This window comes from Lacinutrix sp. WUR7 (assembly GCF_016864015.1).
In the GTDB taxonomy this organism is placed as follows: domain Bacteria; phylum Bacteroidota; class Bacteroidia; order Flavobacteriales; family Flavobacteriaceae; genus Oceanihabitans.
This window is the reverse complement of the sequence record NZ_CP045067.1, coordinates 1,737,688-1,753,869: the sequence shown is the minus strand read 5'-3', so window position 1 is coordinate 1,753,869 and position 16,182 is coordinate 1,737,688. Positions and strand designations below refer to the sequence as shown.

18 protein-coding genes are annotated in these 16,182 nt (G+C 31.8%); 4 read left to right on the top strand and 14 right to left on the bottom strand.

Going from position 1 to position 16,182, the window contains the following annotated elements; translation table 11 throughout:
* Positions 1-75: 75 nt before the first annotated feature.
* Positions 76-1,077 (bottom strand): type IX secretion system membrane protein PorP/SprF, encoded by a 1,002-nt coding sequence (locus tag FG167_RS07685; protein WP_203460828.1) that lies wholly within the window; start codon positions 1,075-1,077, stop codon positions 76-78.
* 244 nt (positions 1,078-1,321) lie between these two features.
* Here FG167_RS07685 and FG167_RS07680 point away from each other — a divergent pair, with 244 nt between their 5' ends.
* The 4 genes from FG167_RS07680 (at position 1,322) to FG167_RS07665 (ending at position 3,949) form a co-directional block, all read left to right on the top strand.
* Positions 1,322-2,224 (top strand): NifU family protein, encoded by a 903-nt coding sequence (locus tag FG167_RS07680; RefSeq protein ID WP_055443741.1) that lies wholly within the window; start codon positions 1,322-1,324, stop codon positions 2,222-2,224.
* A 128-nt stretch (positions 2,225-2,352) separates the two neighbouring features.
* Entirely contained in the window at positions 2,353-2,553 is a 201-nt protein-coding gene (locus FG167_RS07675) for a dodecin family protein (RefSeq protein ID WP_055443742.1), read from the top strand.
* A gap of 105 nt (positions 2,554-2,658) precedes the next feature.
* Complete coding sequence (locus FG167_RS07670; protein WP_203460827.1) at positions 2,659-3,018, top strand: DUF1304 domain-containing protein; 360 nt, start codon at positions 2,659-2,661, stop codon at positions 3,016-3,018.
* A gap of 121 nt (positions 3,019-3,139) precedes the next feature.
* Positions 3,140-3,949, top strand: coding sequence for a mechanosensitive ion channel family protein (locus FG167_RS07665; protein ID WP_203460826.1), 810 nt, complete (start codon positions 3,140-3,142; stop codon positions 3,947-3,949).
* Positions 3,950-4,031: 82 nt separating this feature from the next.
* On the opposite strand, the gene tsaB is transcribed toward FG167_RS07665, so the two are convergent.
* The 13 genes from tsaB to FG167_RS07600 form a co-directional block, all read right to left on the bottom strand.
* Positions 4,032-4,709, bottom strand: coding sequence for a tRNA (adenosine(37)-N6)-threonylcarbamoyltransferase complex dimerization subunit type 1 TsaB (tsaB, locus tag FG167_RS07660; RefSeq protein WP_203460825.1), 678 nt, complete (start codon positions 4,707-4,709; stop codon positions 4,032-4,034).
* Between the two features lie 8 nt (positions 4,710-4,717).
* Entirely contained in the window at positions 4,718-6,010 is a 1,293-nt protein-coding gene (locus FG167_RS07655) for an efflux RND transporter periplasmic adaptor subunit (RefSeq protein ID WP_203460824.1), read from the bottom strand.
* A gap of 5 nt (positions 6,011-6,015) precedes the next feature.
* Positions 6,016-7,458, bottom strand: coding sequence for a TolC family protein (locus FG167_RS07650; RefSeq protein WP_203460823.1), 1,443 nt, complete (start codon positions 7,456-7,458; stop codon positions 6,016-6,018).
* 90 nt (positions 7,459-7,548) lie between these two features.
* Complete coding sequence (locus FG167_RS07645) at positions 7,549-8,712, bottom strand: efflux RND transporter periplasmic adaptor subunit (RefSeq protein ID WP_203460822.1); 1,164 nt, start codon at positions 8,710-8,712, stop codon at positions 7,549-7,551.
* Between the two features lie 107 nt (positions 8,713-8,819).
* A complete protein-coding gene (locus FG167_RS07640) occupies positions 8,820-10,076 on the bottom strand; it encodes an ABC transporter permease (protein WP_203460821.1) in 1,257 nt (418 codons plus the stop codon).
* A 1-nt stretch (position 10,077) separates the two neighbouring features.
* Positions 10,078-11,322: an ABC transporter permease gene (locus tag FG167_RS07635; RefSeq protein ID WP_203460820.1), complete on the bottom strand. Its 1,245-nt coding sequence runs from the start codon at positions 11,320-11,322 to the stop codon at positions 10,078-10,080.
* Complete coding sequence (locus tag FG167_RS07630; RefSeq protein WP_203460819.1) at positions 11,315-12,016, bottom strand: ABC transporter ATP-binding protein; 702 nt, start codon at positions 12,014-12,016, stop codon at positions 11,315-11,317. Before FG167_RS07630 ends, FG167_RS07635 begins: the two co-directional genes overlap by 8 nt.
* A 136-nt stretch (positions 12,017-12,152) precedes the next feature.
* On the bottom strand, positions 12,153-12,305 hold the full coding sequence (locus tag FG167_RS07625; protein ID WP_370568417.1) for a hypothetical protein: 153 nt from the start codon (positions 12,303-12,305) through the stop codon (positions 12,153-12,155).
* A gap of 117 nt (positions 12,306-12,422) precedes the next feature.
* Positions 12,423-12,959 (bottom strand): DUF420 domain-containing protein, encoded by a 537-nt coding sequence (locus FG167_RS07620; protein ID WP_203460817.1) that lies wholly within the window; start codon positions 12,957-12,959, stop codon positions 12,423-12,425.
* An 83-nt stretch (positions 12,960-13,042) separates the two neighbouring features.
* Positions 13,043-13,792 (bottom strand): SCO family protein, encoded by a 750-nt coding sequence (locus FG167_RS07615; RefSeq protein ID WP_203460816.1) that lies wholly within the window; start codon positions 13,790-13,792, stop codon positions 13,043-13,045.
* Positions 13,793-13,851: 59 nt separating this feature from the next.
* The gene (locus FG167_RS07610) at positions 13,852-14,568 is read right to left on the bottom strand and encodes a hypothetical protein (RefSeq protein WP_203460815.1); all 717 of its coding nucleotides are present in this window, start codon (positions 14,566-14,568) and stop codon (positions 13,852-13,854) included.
* A gap of 68 nt (positions 14,569-14,636) precedes the next feature.
* Positions 14,637-15,017, bottom strand: a complete 381-nt coding sequence (locus tag FG167_RS07605) for a cytochrome C oxidase subunit IV family protein (RefSeq protein WP_055443755.1) — start codon at positions 15,015-15,017, stop codon at positions 14,637-14,639.
* A 57-nt stretch (positions 15,018-15,074) separates the two neighbouring features.
* Entirely contained in the window at positions 15,075-16,052 is a 978-nt protein-coding gene (locus FG167_RS07600) for a cytochrome c oxidase subunit 3 (RefSeq protein ID WP_203460814.1), read from the bottom strand.
* Between the last annotated feature and the right edge of the window lie 130 nt (positions 16,053-16,182).

The window sequence follows — 16,182 nt, the reverse complement described above, 5'->3', positions numbered from 1 at the left end:
GTTTTAGAATTTAAAATAAAAGCAATAAAAAAGCCTTCATAAATTATGAAGGCTTTTTTTATATTTTGGAATTCCTTAGTTAACTGCAGGACAGTTACAGTGGTATTTCTCTTTTCTACAATTAAAGTTTAAACCAAGTGTTATTTGATGAAAACCTGCATTATTAAATACTACAGAGTTGGCTTGATATGCATACGTATATGCAACCATAAAGTTATTATAATCTAATCCTAGTATTGGCGAAATGTATTGTAATTTCTGACTATTAATACTAGTACCATCAATATATTCTGCACCATCTAAACTACGTCTGTAAGATAACCCTCCCCAAAGTTTACCAAACTCCATTTTCTTGTACGCTTTTAGGTTAATATCAAAAGAAGCTTCTTTTGTTCCATCTTTATATTGAAACAATATAGAAGGCTCATAAGACCAATCGCTACCAAACTTACCAAAACCATAACCAGCAGAAAGTAAATAACGTCTTAGGTTACTTGTAACATGTATGTCGTTATTAATCCCTTTATTGTTTAGCACATTCTTTACTGTTGCATGCGCATAAAAATTATATAAGTTATAAGAAAAACCAAAGTCCATATTAAAGTTGGTAGAGCTTTGCTCTATTCCTGCAATAATAGGATCAAAAGGCTCATTTAAAAAAGCAGTCTCATCTAATTTATATTGTATCATTCCTATACTTAATCCAAAAGAAAGTTGATTTAAATCAATTTCATTTCTAGAAAACATTAAATGATGCGCGTAGGTTAAATAAATTCCATTTTGAGAATGATATCCATTTTTGTCTGAATATACAATAGCTCCAATACCAGATTGTGTTTCACCAATTCTGCTATTAACACTTACTGTTGCTAGTTGTGGTGCATCTTCTTGACCAAACCATTGTTGTCTTCCTGTTACTCTTAGCTTTGCACAAGTTGCAGCTCCAGCCATTGATGGGTGGATCAAATAGTAATTATCGGTTAAATAATCGGTATAAATTGGGAGTCCTTCTTGAGCGTTTACAAACTGTGTACAAAATATAACAACAGCTAAAAGGGATAACTTTTTTAAATTCATAGTTTTATTTTTCAAGGCAAATTGGTAGAAATGCACTTTCTTTCATGTGTTACAACTTAATATTTCCTATTAAATTATATTATCAGTCACCAAATATATAAAATTTAGTCTTTATAAATAATGATATAAAAGTTAAAGATTTGAGTTCTTTGTCGTAAATCCATAATAACACACATAAGAAAAGCTAAATATATAGATAACTGTTGAGTTCTTTTAGTATTTTTGCAAAAAAAATTGATAGACAATGAATACGTTTAAAGTCTCTATACAAGAAACCAACAATCCTACTATAATTAAGTTTGAGTTAAACCAATTTGTAACCAAACACCAAAGCTTTGAGTTTAACAACATTGACGAAGCAAAAAACTCTCCTTTAGCACAACAATTATTCTATCTTCCTTTTGTAAAGAAGGTATATATAACTAGTAATTTTATCGCTGTAGAACGTTTTAACATTGTAGAATGGAAAGATGTACAAGCTGAAGTTGCAGAACAAATAGAAAGTTATTTAAATAATGATGGTATTGTTGTTGAAGAAGAAGCAACGCCAAAAAAAGTTCCAGTAACGGTTTATGCAGAAAGTACACCTAATCCTTCTGTAATAAAATTTGTAGCGAACAAAAAATTAGTTGCTGCTACTTTTGAGTTTACTTCTATTGATGAAGCAAAAGCTTCTCCTCTAGCTTCCGAATTATTTCACTTTCCTTTTGTAAAAAGTGTCTTTTTAGATGAAAACTACGTTTCTATTACTAAATATGAAGTAGCAGATTGGAATGATATCACGATGGAACTTCGTGAATTTATTAGAACATTTATAGAAAACGGAAAAGAAGTAGTAATAGCAAATGCACCAGAAGTAGTAAAAAAATCTACGGAAGCATTAGACAAGACCTATGAAAACCTAGACGATACCTCTAAAGAAATAATAAATATTTTAGAAGAATATGTAAAACCAGCTGTAGCTAGTGATGGAGGAAACATTCAATTTGAATCGTATGATCCTACTACCAAAACAGTGAAAGTAATTTTACAAGGTGCATGTAGTGGTTGTCCTTCTTCAACATATACTTTAAAAAGCGGTATTGAAAACATGCTTAGAGAAATGATGAAAGGTAGAGTAGAGATTGTGGAAGCGATAAACGGATAAACCTCCTTTTAACAGCGAAAAAGGCTTTTTATCTAATAGTTCGATCCGTATTAATTACATTTCACTTTTGCATTAATTATTCGTAAATTTAGGTTTCAAACAAAGTTTAACTTAAATAAATACATATTATGGCAATAATGAAAGTAATTGAAGTACTTGCTAATTCGGACAAAAGTTGGGAAGATGCAACAAAAAAAGCAGTAAAACATGCTTCAAAAAGTGTGAAAAATATTAAATCTGTTTTTGTACAATCGCAAAGTGCAGTTGTTAATGATGATGAAGTTACAGAGTTTAGAGTAAACTTAAAACTAACTTTTGAAGTAAAATAATTTCAAAAGTATATAATCTTATAAGCGTTCTATGCATAGAGCGCTTTTTTTTTGCTTTAATTTAGCTAACTTTGGCTATAACCTTTTATAAAAACTTTTATAGATATGACCATATTAGCAACCGTATTAGTAGCCTTTGTAGCTTTTGAACATTTTTACTTTTTAGTACTAGAAATGTTTTTATGGACTACACCTAAAGCAATTAAAGCCTTTGGTATTGAAAGTACAGATTTTGCGGAAAAAACAAAAGTATTAGCAGCAAACCAAGGATTATACAATGGTTTTTTAGCCGCAGGATTAGTTTTTGGGGTACTCTTTAATAATACCAATATGATAGTCTTTTTATTAAGTTGTATTATCGTTGCTGGTATTTACGGCGCATATTCTACTAAAAAAATTAAATTGTTTTACTTTCAATCTGTTCCTGCAATACTAGCATTAGTATCTGTGTTATTCTTTTTCTAATTACACCGATGAAATAAGAATTTCAAAGAATAGCTTTTTAAATAGTACTTGTTTAACACTACTCTTTAATTAAGTACTTATTTTTGCAAAATAAATTATTAATTAATCACAAAATAAAATTATGGAAATACAAAAATGGACAGACATGGGCATCGAGTTCTTAAATACTTATGGTATTAAAGTTCTTGGAGCGATTGCAATATGGATTATTGGTTCTTGGGTTATTAAAAAAATAATAAAAGCTACTAGTAAAATAATGGATAAAAGAGACTATGATGAAAGTCTTAAAAAATTTCTATTAAACCTAATTGGCTGGATTTTAAAAATACTTTTAGTAATAACTATTCTTGGAAAATTAGGAGTAGAAACTACTTCTTTTGCTGCACTTTTAGCTGCTGCTGGTTTAGCAATAGGTATGGCTTTACAAGGATCTCTTGGTAATTTTGCAGGAGGTGTTTTACTTATGATTTTTAAACCAATTAAAATTGGTGATTTAATTGAAGCACAAGGTGAAGTTGGTGTTGTAAAAGAAATTGAAATTTTTACTACGAAATTAACAGGACTTTCTAATCGTGAAATTATTATTCCTAATGGATCTTTATCTAACGGAAATATTATTAATTACAGTACAGAAGGTACACGTCGTGTAGATTTAACTTTCGGAGTTGGTTATGATTCAGATATCAAAAAAACCAAAGAAGTTTTAATGCAAGTTTTAACTGCTAATCCAAAAGTACTTAAAGATCCTGCTCCTACTGTAAATGTTTCCGAATTGGCAGATAGTTCAATTAATTTTGCGGTAAGACCTTGGTGTAAAGCAGAGCACTATTGGGATGTTTACTTTGAAACTACAGAAAATGTTAAAGAAGCTCTTGATGCTGCTGGAATAGAAATTCCGTATCCACATCACGTAGAAATACATAAAGAATAATTAAGCTTTTGTTTTCTAAAAAGAAAAACCTTTCTACTTTAAAAGTGGAAAGGTTTTTTTATGTTTTATACATATTTATATTTTATACTTTAGGTTTGGGCTTTAAAGCCACAAAGTCTTTTAAATAATAGGGTTCAAAATAAGCAACATCTTCTATGTCATTATTTTTGTACTTATGAAAAGCTATTACAGACATTTCATTTGCCGATGGCAATTTATCATCTATAAAAACGGCATTTTCATGGGTGATAAGGGTTTTAGTTTTCTCTACACCGTTACCAATAAAATATACTTTTCCCTTATCTAAATAACTAGCAAAAGACTGCTCCTCCAAAATCTGTGCTTCAATCTTTCTAACGGTATTGTAATTCGCATCAAAAATAGCAGAATAGACCTCCATACGTCTTGCATCCAACATTGGTACAATAAGACCTTCTTCTACTTTAACCTGTCTTGCTAACGCTTCTAAGGTAGAAATAGATATTAATGGCTTGTCTAACGCAAAACACAATCCTTTTGCTGCAGACACACCAATACGTAATCCGGTGTAAGAACCAGGACCTTTACTAACCGCAATGGCATCCAGTTCTGTGGGTTTTATGTTATTTTGTTGTAACAAGTCATCTATATACACATGCAAACGTTCTGCATGCGAGTATTGCTTACTATTATCTTCTTGTAAAGCAAAAGTCTCTCCTTCTTTAGAAAGAGAGACTGAGCAGTTTGTTGTTGCTGTTTCTATGTTAAGTATTATTGCCAAAATATGTATTAATCGTCTTGGTTTTTATCTTTCGTTTTTTCGACTTTCTTAATTTCTACATCATCCCCGTTTTTCAACGATTTTGTTACTGTATTATATGGTCCAGTAATAATCTCTTCATCTTCTTGTAAGCCTTCAATAATTTCAATATTAGAATTATCTTGCACTCCTGTTTTTACTACTCGAAGTTTTGCCTTACTACCATCTTTAATAAAAACGCATTCAAATTTTTCTTCGTTTTCACTTTTAATAGCATCTTTTTTTCTAGTTTGTTTAGTGGAAGATGTATCCGTTTTAATAACAATGGCACTAATTGGTACACCAACTACATTTTCACGTTTATTGGTAATAATATCTACTGTAGCTGTCATTCCTGGTCTAAAAGGGGAATAACTTTCGTCTTTACCTTCTAATAAATCTTTGTAAGATTCTTCAAGAATTCTAACTTTTACTTTAAAATTTGTTACTTGATCTGCTGTTAAAACACCATCTGCAGAGTTTGCAATTTCTGTAACTAATCCTTTAAATTCTTTCTTTAAATATGCATCTACTTCCACAATTGTAGAATCACCAATGTTTACTTTAACAATATCATTTTCGTTAACATCTACCTCTACTTCCATGTTGGTTAAGTTTGCAACACGCATAATTTCTGTTCCAGCCATTTGCTGTGTACCAACTACACGTTCTCCAAGTTCCACATCTAATTTAGAAATGGTTCCACTCATTGGCGCATAAATATTGGTTCTATTTAAGTTATCTCTAGCTTCATTTACTGTTGCTGCAGAACTTTGCACACTGTAATATGCCGATTGTTTGCTTGCTTGTGCAATTTCGTAAGAAGATACTACTTTGTCCCAATCTGCTTTAGAGATAATTCCTTTATCATATAATTGTTGGTTTCTGTCGTAGTTAGACTTTGCCTCTTTAAGGGAAGCTTCCGCTTGATTTAAACCAGAACGAACATTTTGTAAAGATGCTTGCGAACGGTTTAAACTAGACTGATAAATATCTGGGTTTACACGTGCTAATAAGTCTCCTTTTTTCACCTGTTGCCCTTCCACAATTGGAAGTTCAATAACTTCCCCAGAAACTTCACTAGAAAGTTTTACTTCTATTTCTGGTTGAATTTTCCCAGTAGCAGAAACGGTTTCAATAATATCAATTCTAGCAATTTTTTTGGTTTCTACTTCCTTAAAATTACCTTGTTTACCAAACCATCCTGCTTTTTTTCCTCCTATTAATAGGGCTAGTACTGCAATTACTGCAATAACAAGAATAGTTACTGTTTTCTTACTCATGGTTGTTAGTTTAGGTCTGTAATAGGAATTCCGAAATAGAATTCTAATACTTTAAGTTTAAATATATAATCGTATTTGGTTCTTACTACTTCGCTTTCCGCGTTTTCAAGTCTGTTTTTAGATTGGCTAAAATCGAAAGCATTTAGCATACCAACATTATATCTTTCTTGCGAATAATTAAATGCTTCTCTTCTTGCTGCTTCCGTTTTTAAAGCAGCTTCATATGCTTTTAAAGTTCCTTTTGCATCATTATATGCTTGATATACATTCGTTTCTAAATCTAGATTTGCTTGTTGTAATTGATACTTTGTACTCTCTAAATTTATTTTACTTCTGCTAATATTATTTTTAACTGCAAAGCCATTAAAGATAGGAATACTTAATTGTACTCCAAAATTATGACCATCATTAGCGCTAAATTGATCAAAGATTGGATCTGGACCTCCCAAAATTGGATTAAGATTAGGAGAAGTATTAAATACAGATTGCCCTGTACCTTCTACAACACCAATTTGAGTCGTTGTTGTAGGATTACTTGAATCTACACTAAAACCAGTTATCTGATCACTATAGGATGCTCTAGTACTATAACTATAGAACCCTGAAAGTGTTGGCTGTAAAGCTCCTTTTGCTATTTTAAGATTATATGCTGCAATTTCACTATTGTTTTCCGCAATTTTAATCTCATAACGTGCTTCTTTAGCTTTTGCTATAATAGTCTTAGGAGACTCGTTTAAAATATTAGTTGGAGGTACTTGGTACTCATTATCAACAATATCAAAAGTTTCATAATCCTCTAATAAAAGTAATTGTGCTAAACTTATTTTAGATAATGAAATTGCATTTTCAGCAACTACAACTTGTTGTTCTTGTGTTGCAATGGTTGCTTGAATTTCTAACAAATCTCCTCTTGGTAAGGACCCAGCTTCTACTAAGTCATTAGTACGTTGCAATTCTTGTTGAGTAATTTCTTGTTGCGCTTGTAATACTTTTAGTTGTTCCTTATTAAATAATATTTGAAGAAAAGCATTTGCTATGTTTAGCGACATGTTATCTTTTATATTATCTAATTGGTATTGACCCGCTAATATTTCTAGATTAGAACGTCTTAATTGATTGAAGTTTCTTAAACCTTTATAAATATCCACACTAGAATTTAATCCTAACGAGCTAAATTGGGTCGTTTGATTTTCAAGTAAACCAGTTGTAATATTCTGGTTTAATCCAATATTCCAAGAATGCGATCCAGAAGCATTAAGACTAGGTAAAAAATTACCAAAGGCATCTTTTTTATTAAGTTCTGCATTTTGTAAATCTAACTCACTTTGTTTTACAGAGATATTGTTATCTAATGCATAGTTTACGCACTCTTGAAGCGTCCACTTTTTATCTTGGGCTTGCGTTGTAATGCTTAAAAAAGCAAACAGTATAAAAATTATTTTTTTCATGTTTCAATTCTTATTGTTATTCACGTTTACATGCTCGTTTCAAAATTAAAATATAAGTCTATATAAATGTAAATGTGTTACAGTTATTTATTAATTCTTTTTTGCGTATTCAGGAACTCCTTGAACTTGGTTCCAAACCTTAATCTTATCTTCTTTAGAAATACCACTTTTAATTTCTACAAAAATACCATCACTAATACCAAGTTCGACATCTTTTCTCTCAAATTTTTGATCACCCGTTTCTAATTCTACAAAAGGCTTTTTTGTTTCTTCATCATATTGTACTAAAGCTTCTTTAATCGCTAGAACTTTATCTGCTTTATCTAAAATAATAGATGCATTTGCGCTTAATCCAGCTCTAATAAAAATAGAATCTATTTTTTGAAGTGTTCCTTTTATTTCAAATTGAATGGCTCCATTTTCGGCAACACCTTTTGGTGCTATATAATCTAAAACAGCGTCAAATTTTGTATCTTCAATGGCCCCAACGGTGATTTCTAATGGTAAACCTTCTTTTATTTTACCAACCTCACTTTCATCGACTTTCCCTTCAAAAATCATTTTTTTCACATCTGCTAAGGATGCAATAGAAGTACCTTCGTTAAAGTTATTCGCTTCAATTACTTGGTTTCCTTCTTTTACTGGAACATCTAAAACCATTCCTGAAACCGTTGCTCTTACTTGTGTTTGCGCAATATTACCTACACCACTTGTAGTTCCTGTTTTTACAATATCATAGTTTTGTCTAGCGGTATTCACATTTATTTTTGCTTGAGTAACACTTTGTTTTGCTTGTAAATACGTGTTATTAATAGCTTCAAAATCATTTGCTGAAATTACGCCTTTATCAAATAATGCTTTTTGACGATCATAACTTACTTGTTGCGTTTGCAGATTAATATTAGCCGTTTGTAATGCGGTTTGATTACTAGCGATACTTCCTTTTGCATTTGTTAAAGAAGACACATTAGGAATTACTCTAATTTTAGCAATTAAATCTCCAGCGGTTACATACTCTCCTGCTTCCACAAAAATTTCTTCTACTACTCCAGAAATATTTGATTTAATTAAAACTTCATCTTTTGGCACAATACTTCCTGTTGCTACCGTTTTTACGATTATCGTTTGTTCACTAGCAGTATCTGTGGTATAACTAACTGGATCTTCTTGATTTTTTTGCCATAAGTAATATAGCGATCCACCAAAAACAGCAATAATAATTGCTAGTACGATTAGGGTTTTGGTTCTTTTCATGAGTTTGAATTTATTGTTTTTTGATTGTAACGTATAACATCCTTCGTATGCATTCGGGATGGTTTATTAATTATTTGATTTCTTTTTTTTCTTTACGGAATACCTTCTTACTCCATACGTAAAGCGTCTACTGGCTTCATCTTTGTTGCACTATTTGCCGGAATTAATCCTGCTAATAAACCAGAGATTACTAATATAAATAGGGCAATAAATATTACCGACATACTTACACTTGGGTTTGCAAAATTATCTACTGGACCACTCTTATCTAAAATGTAATTTAAAATGAAAATCACAAATGCAGCAAAAGATATCCCTACCATTCCTGAAATAATAGTTAGCAATAAACTTTCCTGTAATACCTGTGATTTGATAGTCCAAGGCGAAGCACCTAAAGCACGTCTTACTCCAATTTCTCTGGTACGTTCTTTCACTACAATAAGCATGATGTTACTAATACCAATGATTCCAGACATTAGTACCAAAGCACCTACAAAATAACCAACAACTCCAAGTATAGAAAACAGACCATTTACACGGCCAAATGCTTCCGATAAATCGAAATTACCAATAGCACGTTCATCATCTGGATGCACTTTGTGGCTTGCTCGCATTAATTCTAAAATCTTAGCTTTTACCGAAGTTACGCTAGTACCATCTTTAGCAGTAATAGCCATCCAACCTACACTATCTCCTCTATTAAAAGCTTGTCCGAAAGTAGTAAAAGGCATAAAAATAGTATTTGCATCTTCTTCTTCATCACCACTATTGGAAGCTTTAAAAGTTCCTATAACTAAAAAGTTTACGCCATTAATTTTAATATAAGTACCAAGCGCATCTTCGTCTTTATCATACATAGCCTTCACTACATCCTGGCCAATAACACAAACTTTACGTTTACTATCGATATCGGAATAACTTATAAAACGTCCTTGAAGAATATCCATAGGTTGTTGTTTGATAAATTCCGGATAATCTCCATAAATGGAAAACGCGCCAGTTTTTGTTCCTCTTATCACATTATTTGCGCCATTAAAACCACCTAATTGATGTCTAGGAGAAACATATCGCAATTCTGGTATCTCACGTTTAAGTGTTTCTACATCATCCAATTTAAAATTAAAACGTCTTCCTTTTGGTAAACCTTTGTATGCTTTTGTGGTTCCTTGCGTCCACATAAACATAGAGTTTGTAGCAAAGTTTCCAAAATCTGCGGTTACCCCATTTCTTAAACCATTTGTTAATGCAAGAAGTAGCACTAGAATGGTAATTCCCCAAAACACACCAAAAGCAGTCAAAAAAGTTCTAAACTTATTTGCTGTAAGTGCTTGTAATATTTCGTCCCAACGATCTCTGCTAAACATATTATTCGTCTCTAAGTGCTACAATTGGTCTAATTTTAGCGGCTCTATATGCTGGAATAAATCCTGCTAAAGCACCTGCAAATACTAAAATAAAAACGGTTGTTATTGCGGTATTAAAATCTACTTGTGGATATTTTATAAAATCACTTTCTATGAGTGGACCAACGAGTTCTAGTAAACCTAAACCAAGAATAAGTCCGAATAAGCCAGAAAACATAGTTACAAAAACAGATTCCTGTAAAATCATCCCTACAATAGACCAAGGTTGTGCACCAAGTGCTTTACGTATTCCAATTTCTTTGGTACGTTCTTTTACTATAATAAGCATAATGTTACCAACACCAACTACTCCAGCTATAATAGTACCTATACCTACAAACCAAAAAACAGCGGCTATGGTGTCTACTAAAGAATATATTTTTGTTGCCTGTTCCAGTGTGTTATTCACTCGTATAGCATTGGTATCATCTGGAGCAACGGTTTGTCTTAACTTTATTTCATTTTCTATCGCAGCAGCGATCGCTTGAGATTCTGCAACTGCTTGATCAAAATCGTCTGCCATTTTTAACGTAAACATCATGTTACGAATATTATCTGCTCCATTAAAAGCTAATTGCGCTGTTGGTAATGGCAAGAATACCTTACTTTCATCTCGTTCTCCTCCTGGATCATAAAAAACACCTACTACTTTAAAGCTAATACCATAAAGTGTGATGTATTTATCTATAGGATCTTCTCCTTTAAACAAGTCTTCTGCTACTTTATTACCAATTACTGCTACTTTTTTAATGTTATCAATATCTGAAATATTGATAAAGCGTCCTTGGCTTACATCTGCATTTTCAATGAATTGATTTCCTGGTAAAATTCCTTGAATTCTATAATTTCCAGATTCATTTTTGTAGTTTACTAATCCGCCCCAAATAGTATAGAAAGAAGATTCATGTTCAATATTATCCGCATATTTATTAGATACCGCATTAAAATCATCATTTTTAAGCTGGATACGTCTTCCTGGGTTTAGTCCTTTATATTCTTTAGTAGTTGTTCCAGCCCAAATACTCACCAAATTGGTTGCGTCTCTTTGAAACTGAGACTTAACACCATTTTGAATTCCGGTACTAAAACCTAAAAGGATTACTAATATAAAAATACCAGAAGCTACAGAAAGCCCTGTTAAAAAAGTACGAAGCTTATTTTTACTTAAGGTATCAAATATTTCTTGCCAACGTTCTAGATCAAACATGTGCTGAAGCTCTTATTTGTTCTACTTTACTATCGTCTATAATTAAACCATCTTTTAAGTTTACAATACGTTTTGTCATTTGCGCAATATCTGGCTCATGTGTAACGATAAGTATTGTTTTCCCTTCGTCATTAATCCCTTGAATAAGATCCATAACTTCATAAGAGGTTTTCGTATCTAATGCACCTGTTGGTTCATCTGCTAATAAAACTTTAGGATCACTTGCTAATGCTCTTGCTATTGCAACACGTTGTTTTTGACCACCAGAAAGTTCGCTTGGTAAATGGTGAGACCATTCTGCCAAACCTACTTTTTCTAAATAGTGCATTGCTTTATCTGCACGCTCTTTTCGTTTTACACCTTGGTAGTATAATGGTAAGGCAACATTGTCTAATGCCGATTTGTAGTTGATTAAGTTGAAGGATTGAAAGATGAATCCTAAAAACTTATTTCTATAGTTTGCTGCTATTTTTTCGTTAAGATTTTTAATGGGAACGTTTCCTAGCGTATATGAACCTGAGTCTGCTTCGTCCAACATACCCAAAATATTAAGTAAGGTGGATTTTCCAGATCCGGAAGAACCCATTATAGACACAAGCTCTCCTTCTTCCACATTAAAATTAATACCTTTTAACACGTGAAGAGAATTATTCCCCATGTGATAAGATTTGTGTAAATCTTTGATTTCTATCATGATGATTGATTGATGATTGATTAGCATTGCAATATTACATAAACCTTGAAATGATTTATGCTAACAAACTGTTAAGAAATTTTAACACTATAGTAGTAAGACTGTTTTTATGTAGAAATGTTACAGAAAAATGAAATTATTCTGCATTAGCTTTAGAAAACTTTTTATAAATGAAGAATGCAATTCCACCAACTAGAATATAAGGCAAGGCCATTAAATATATAATACCATCATTAACACCGGCTGCTGTAGCTTGGCCATCTTCACTTTCTAAGACTGCTCTACACATGGCGCATTGCGCGTTAGTCTCTATGAAAAAGAGGAAAGAGAAAATAAAAAACAATATTTTTTGTTTCATAACTATTGAAATAAAAGTTGCTTCGACTAGCGTAGCATGATAACCAATTTAAACATAATAAGGTGCAATCATAATATACACAATAACTCCTGTAACTGCAACATATAACCATAACGGGAAAGTGATGCGCGCTATTTTTTTATGTCTTTCAAAATTTTCGGTAATAGCTCTTACATACGTAATTAACACAAATGGTATAATTATTATAGAAAGTAAAATATGTGTTATTAAGATAAAGTAATAAACATATTTAATAGCACCTTCTCCTCCAAATTTAGTAGAATCACTAGTCATGTGGTACGCGACATAGAGTACTAAAAACACAGCAGAACAAAGTACAGCTGTAGTCATGAGGTTTTCATGAAGGACAATATTCTTCTTTTTAATGGCAACAAATGCAATCACTAAAAAAAGTGCAGTGAACCCGTTTATGGTAGCATAAATAGGAGGCAAAAAAGATAAAGGTGCTACATTTGGTATTCTAACGCCAAATAAAATAGCTACAACAATAGGAACAGCTATAGATAAAATAACAATCCATTTATTATACTTTTTTTCTGCCTGTAATTTTTCTTCTTGATTCATATTTTAACCCTTCCGTATTTTGTTTTTTTTTAAAAACAAAATGCACCTTCCCTTAAATTAGACAAGGCGTTTAATTATTAATGCTACTCGTTTAGTAATTTATTGATATCTTCTTTAAGCATGGTTATTTGCTGTTCTTGACCTTCATCATCTACTTGTTCTTCTTCCGAGATCATTCCGTTGTAATAAATAACTAGATTTCCGTTTACCATTCTAGAACGTATAAAACCATTTTTATCTATTAGCGCAAAGTTTCCAGAATGTTCAAAACCTCCTTCAGCTTCTGCTTCTACTGCTGTATATAAATTAAAACCTTGATTCGCCAGTTTATAGATGGCTTCTTCATCTCCTGTCATTAGATTCCAATTCGGATTTGTAATTCCATATTTTTCTGCATAAGCCTTTAATACTTCCGGAGTATCATGTGTAGGATTTATAGTAAATGAGGCAACACCAAAGTTTCTATTATCTGGAAATGTATTTTGAATCTCTACCAAGTTACTACTCATTCTAGGACAAATTGTAGGACATGTTGTAAAGAAAAATTCTATAACGTAAACCTTTCCAAGATAATCTTTATCTGTTATGGTTCTACCATCTTGGTTTGTAAAACTAAAGCTAGGTACTTTTTTTGCTTCGCCATTAATTTCAAGAAAAGCTAAATCGGAAGTTCGCATCGTTCTATCTTCATTAGACACACTAACACTTCTACTCTCTTCTCTTGTAATATCATTGCTTGTAACTCTATCTACTATTCTAGGAATAAAAATAATTCCGAATACTAAAACGGTTAATGCGATACCTATATATGAATAATTGGCTTTTTTGCTCATAACTTATATTTTAAACGAATGTATTTTATAGATTTCTCGACAAGCTCGAAATGACAAATTTATTCGGTTACGTTTTTTAAATCGTTGGCTCTTCTGGTTTCGGAGTTAAAGTTTCCTTTTCGTTTTTGTCTGTATTCTGTAAAAAGGATTCTTACATCTTCACTCATTTTATTTTTCAATTCGGCAACCTCAATACAATCATACGATTTCATTTGATATGCTGGCTTGTTCTTTTGCTTTTCGCTGTCGGATCTATCGTCTATCCTTCCTCTTAAGTTTAATTCTTTATCAATAATAACCACATCATTAGTTGCAAGATTTGCATCCAAATCTTTAATTAAATGCAAACTTCTATATAGTTTTTGAATTTCTTCATCGGAAGCCGAAACGTATTTCCAATATTCTAAATACTCGTATTTACTTAGTTCGGTTTTTAGTTGTTCCACTTCCGCTTTAGCGCTATCTGGAAACACCATAACAATCTGAAACTTTTTAAAACCTTTAAACTTATCATACATCAACTCCTTTAAGTTAGACATTGCAGTAAGCTTATCTAAGGGATTATTTCCTAGAAATCCTAAAATAGTTATATGATCTTTAAGTAAGATGCTTTCGTTTTCTGTGGAAGTAAAAGAAGCAATGTCTAATACATTTTCTTCTAAAATATCTAAAGCAATATAATTGTGTTTTGCAGGATATAAAAACAAGAGAAATACTACTGGAAGGAAGAATAAAATTCCAAGAATTACATTTCTTTTAATCAGTTTTTTGTTCATAGTACAAAAATAAAAAAAGACGGTTTAATAACCGCCTTTTATATATAATTTAACTGAAAAATTATGTTTTAAAAATCATTTTTAATAAAACCTGAAGCATATACAGATTCTATATAACCTCCTTCTTGTAAAAGAATAAATACAAGGTATAATATTAAGAACACTGCTGTCCATACTACCATACGTCTTAAAGCTTTTACTTCATCACGCATGTGCATGAAATCCCAAGTAATGTAATATGCTTTTACAATGGTTAAGATGATAAATATCCAGTTTAAGATTTTCATCCCTAAAAACTTACCCATTAAAGCTTCTGGTTTAGCAATACCCAATGCTACTTCAATTATTGTAACAAAAGTTAAGAATGCTAAAACACCCCAGATTTTTGCTGTATTGGATTTAAATTTAACTAAACCTCTAAATATTTCTAATTTATGTTCGTGTGCCATTCTATGTGTTTTTTAGATTTCCTTCTTCCAGGAAATGAAAAATAAATTTTTAATTAATTAAACTAGGTAGAAGAAAGTAAATACAAATACCCAAACTAAATCTACAAAGTGCCAGTAAAGACCAACTTTCTCAACCATTTCGTAGCTTTTACGTCTTTCATAAGTTCCTAAAATAACATTAAAGAATATAATGATATTAAGTACCACCCCAGAAAATACGTGAAAACCGTGAAAACCTGTGATAAAGAAAAAGAAGTCCGCAAACAATGGAGAACCGTATTCATTTACATGAAGGTTTGCTCCTTGCACAAATAATCTTCCATTTTCTTTTAGTTGTTTAATAGACTCTTCTCTAGATAAGACCGTCTTTTCACCTTCTGCGTTAATAATTTGAGTTCTTACTAACACATCTGGATGTGCAGCTAAACCATTATTTATTTCCGCCATTGTATATGTTGGTAAAGCACCTTCATCTACAAACCATAAACCGTTTTTGCTTTCGTGTTGTGTTCTTGTTCCTGTTTCCACTTTTGCGAAATCTGCTACAGCAACACGGTGTCCTTCTGCATCCACAAACTGTAAAATGTTTCCACCTTTAGTTTGTACCGCTCCAAACTCCCCTTTAATAAAAGTATTCCATTCCCAAGCTTGAGAACCAACGAATATAATACCACCAATTACAGTTAAAAACATGTAAATAGTAACTTTTGCTTTATTCATATGGTGACCTGCATCTACGGCAAGTACCATGGTTACAGACGACATAATAAGTACAAATGTCATAAATGCAACATAATACATTGGTGCTTCTACACCATGTAAGAAAGGAAAGTGAGTAAACACTTCATCGGCAATTGGCCAAGAATCAATAAATTTAAATCTTGAGAAGCCATAGGCTGCTAAAAACGCTGAGAAGGTTAATGCATCGGAAACGATGAAAAACCACATCATCATCTTTCCATAACTTGCTGTTAGAGGTTTATTCCCTCCACCCCAAGTTTTACCTTCTGTTCCAGTAGCTACTGTAGTATTCATATAATTGGTTTAGTTATTAAAAGTTGCACAAAAATAATCATTTTATTTTTCTAACGAAACATCCAACCCTAAATTTTAAAAGACTCTAAGTAAGCTTTAGCTAATACGCTAAAAAAGAACCTTAAAAAAG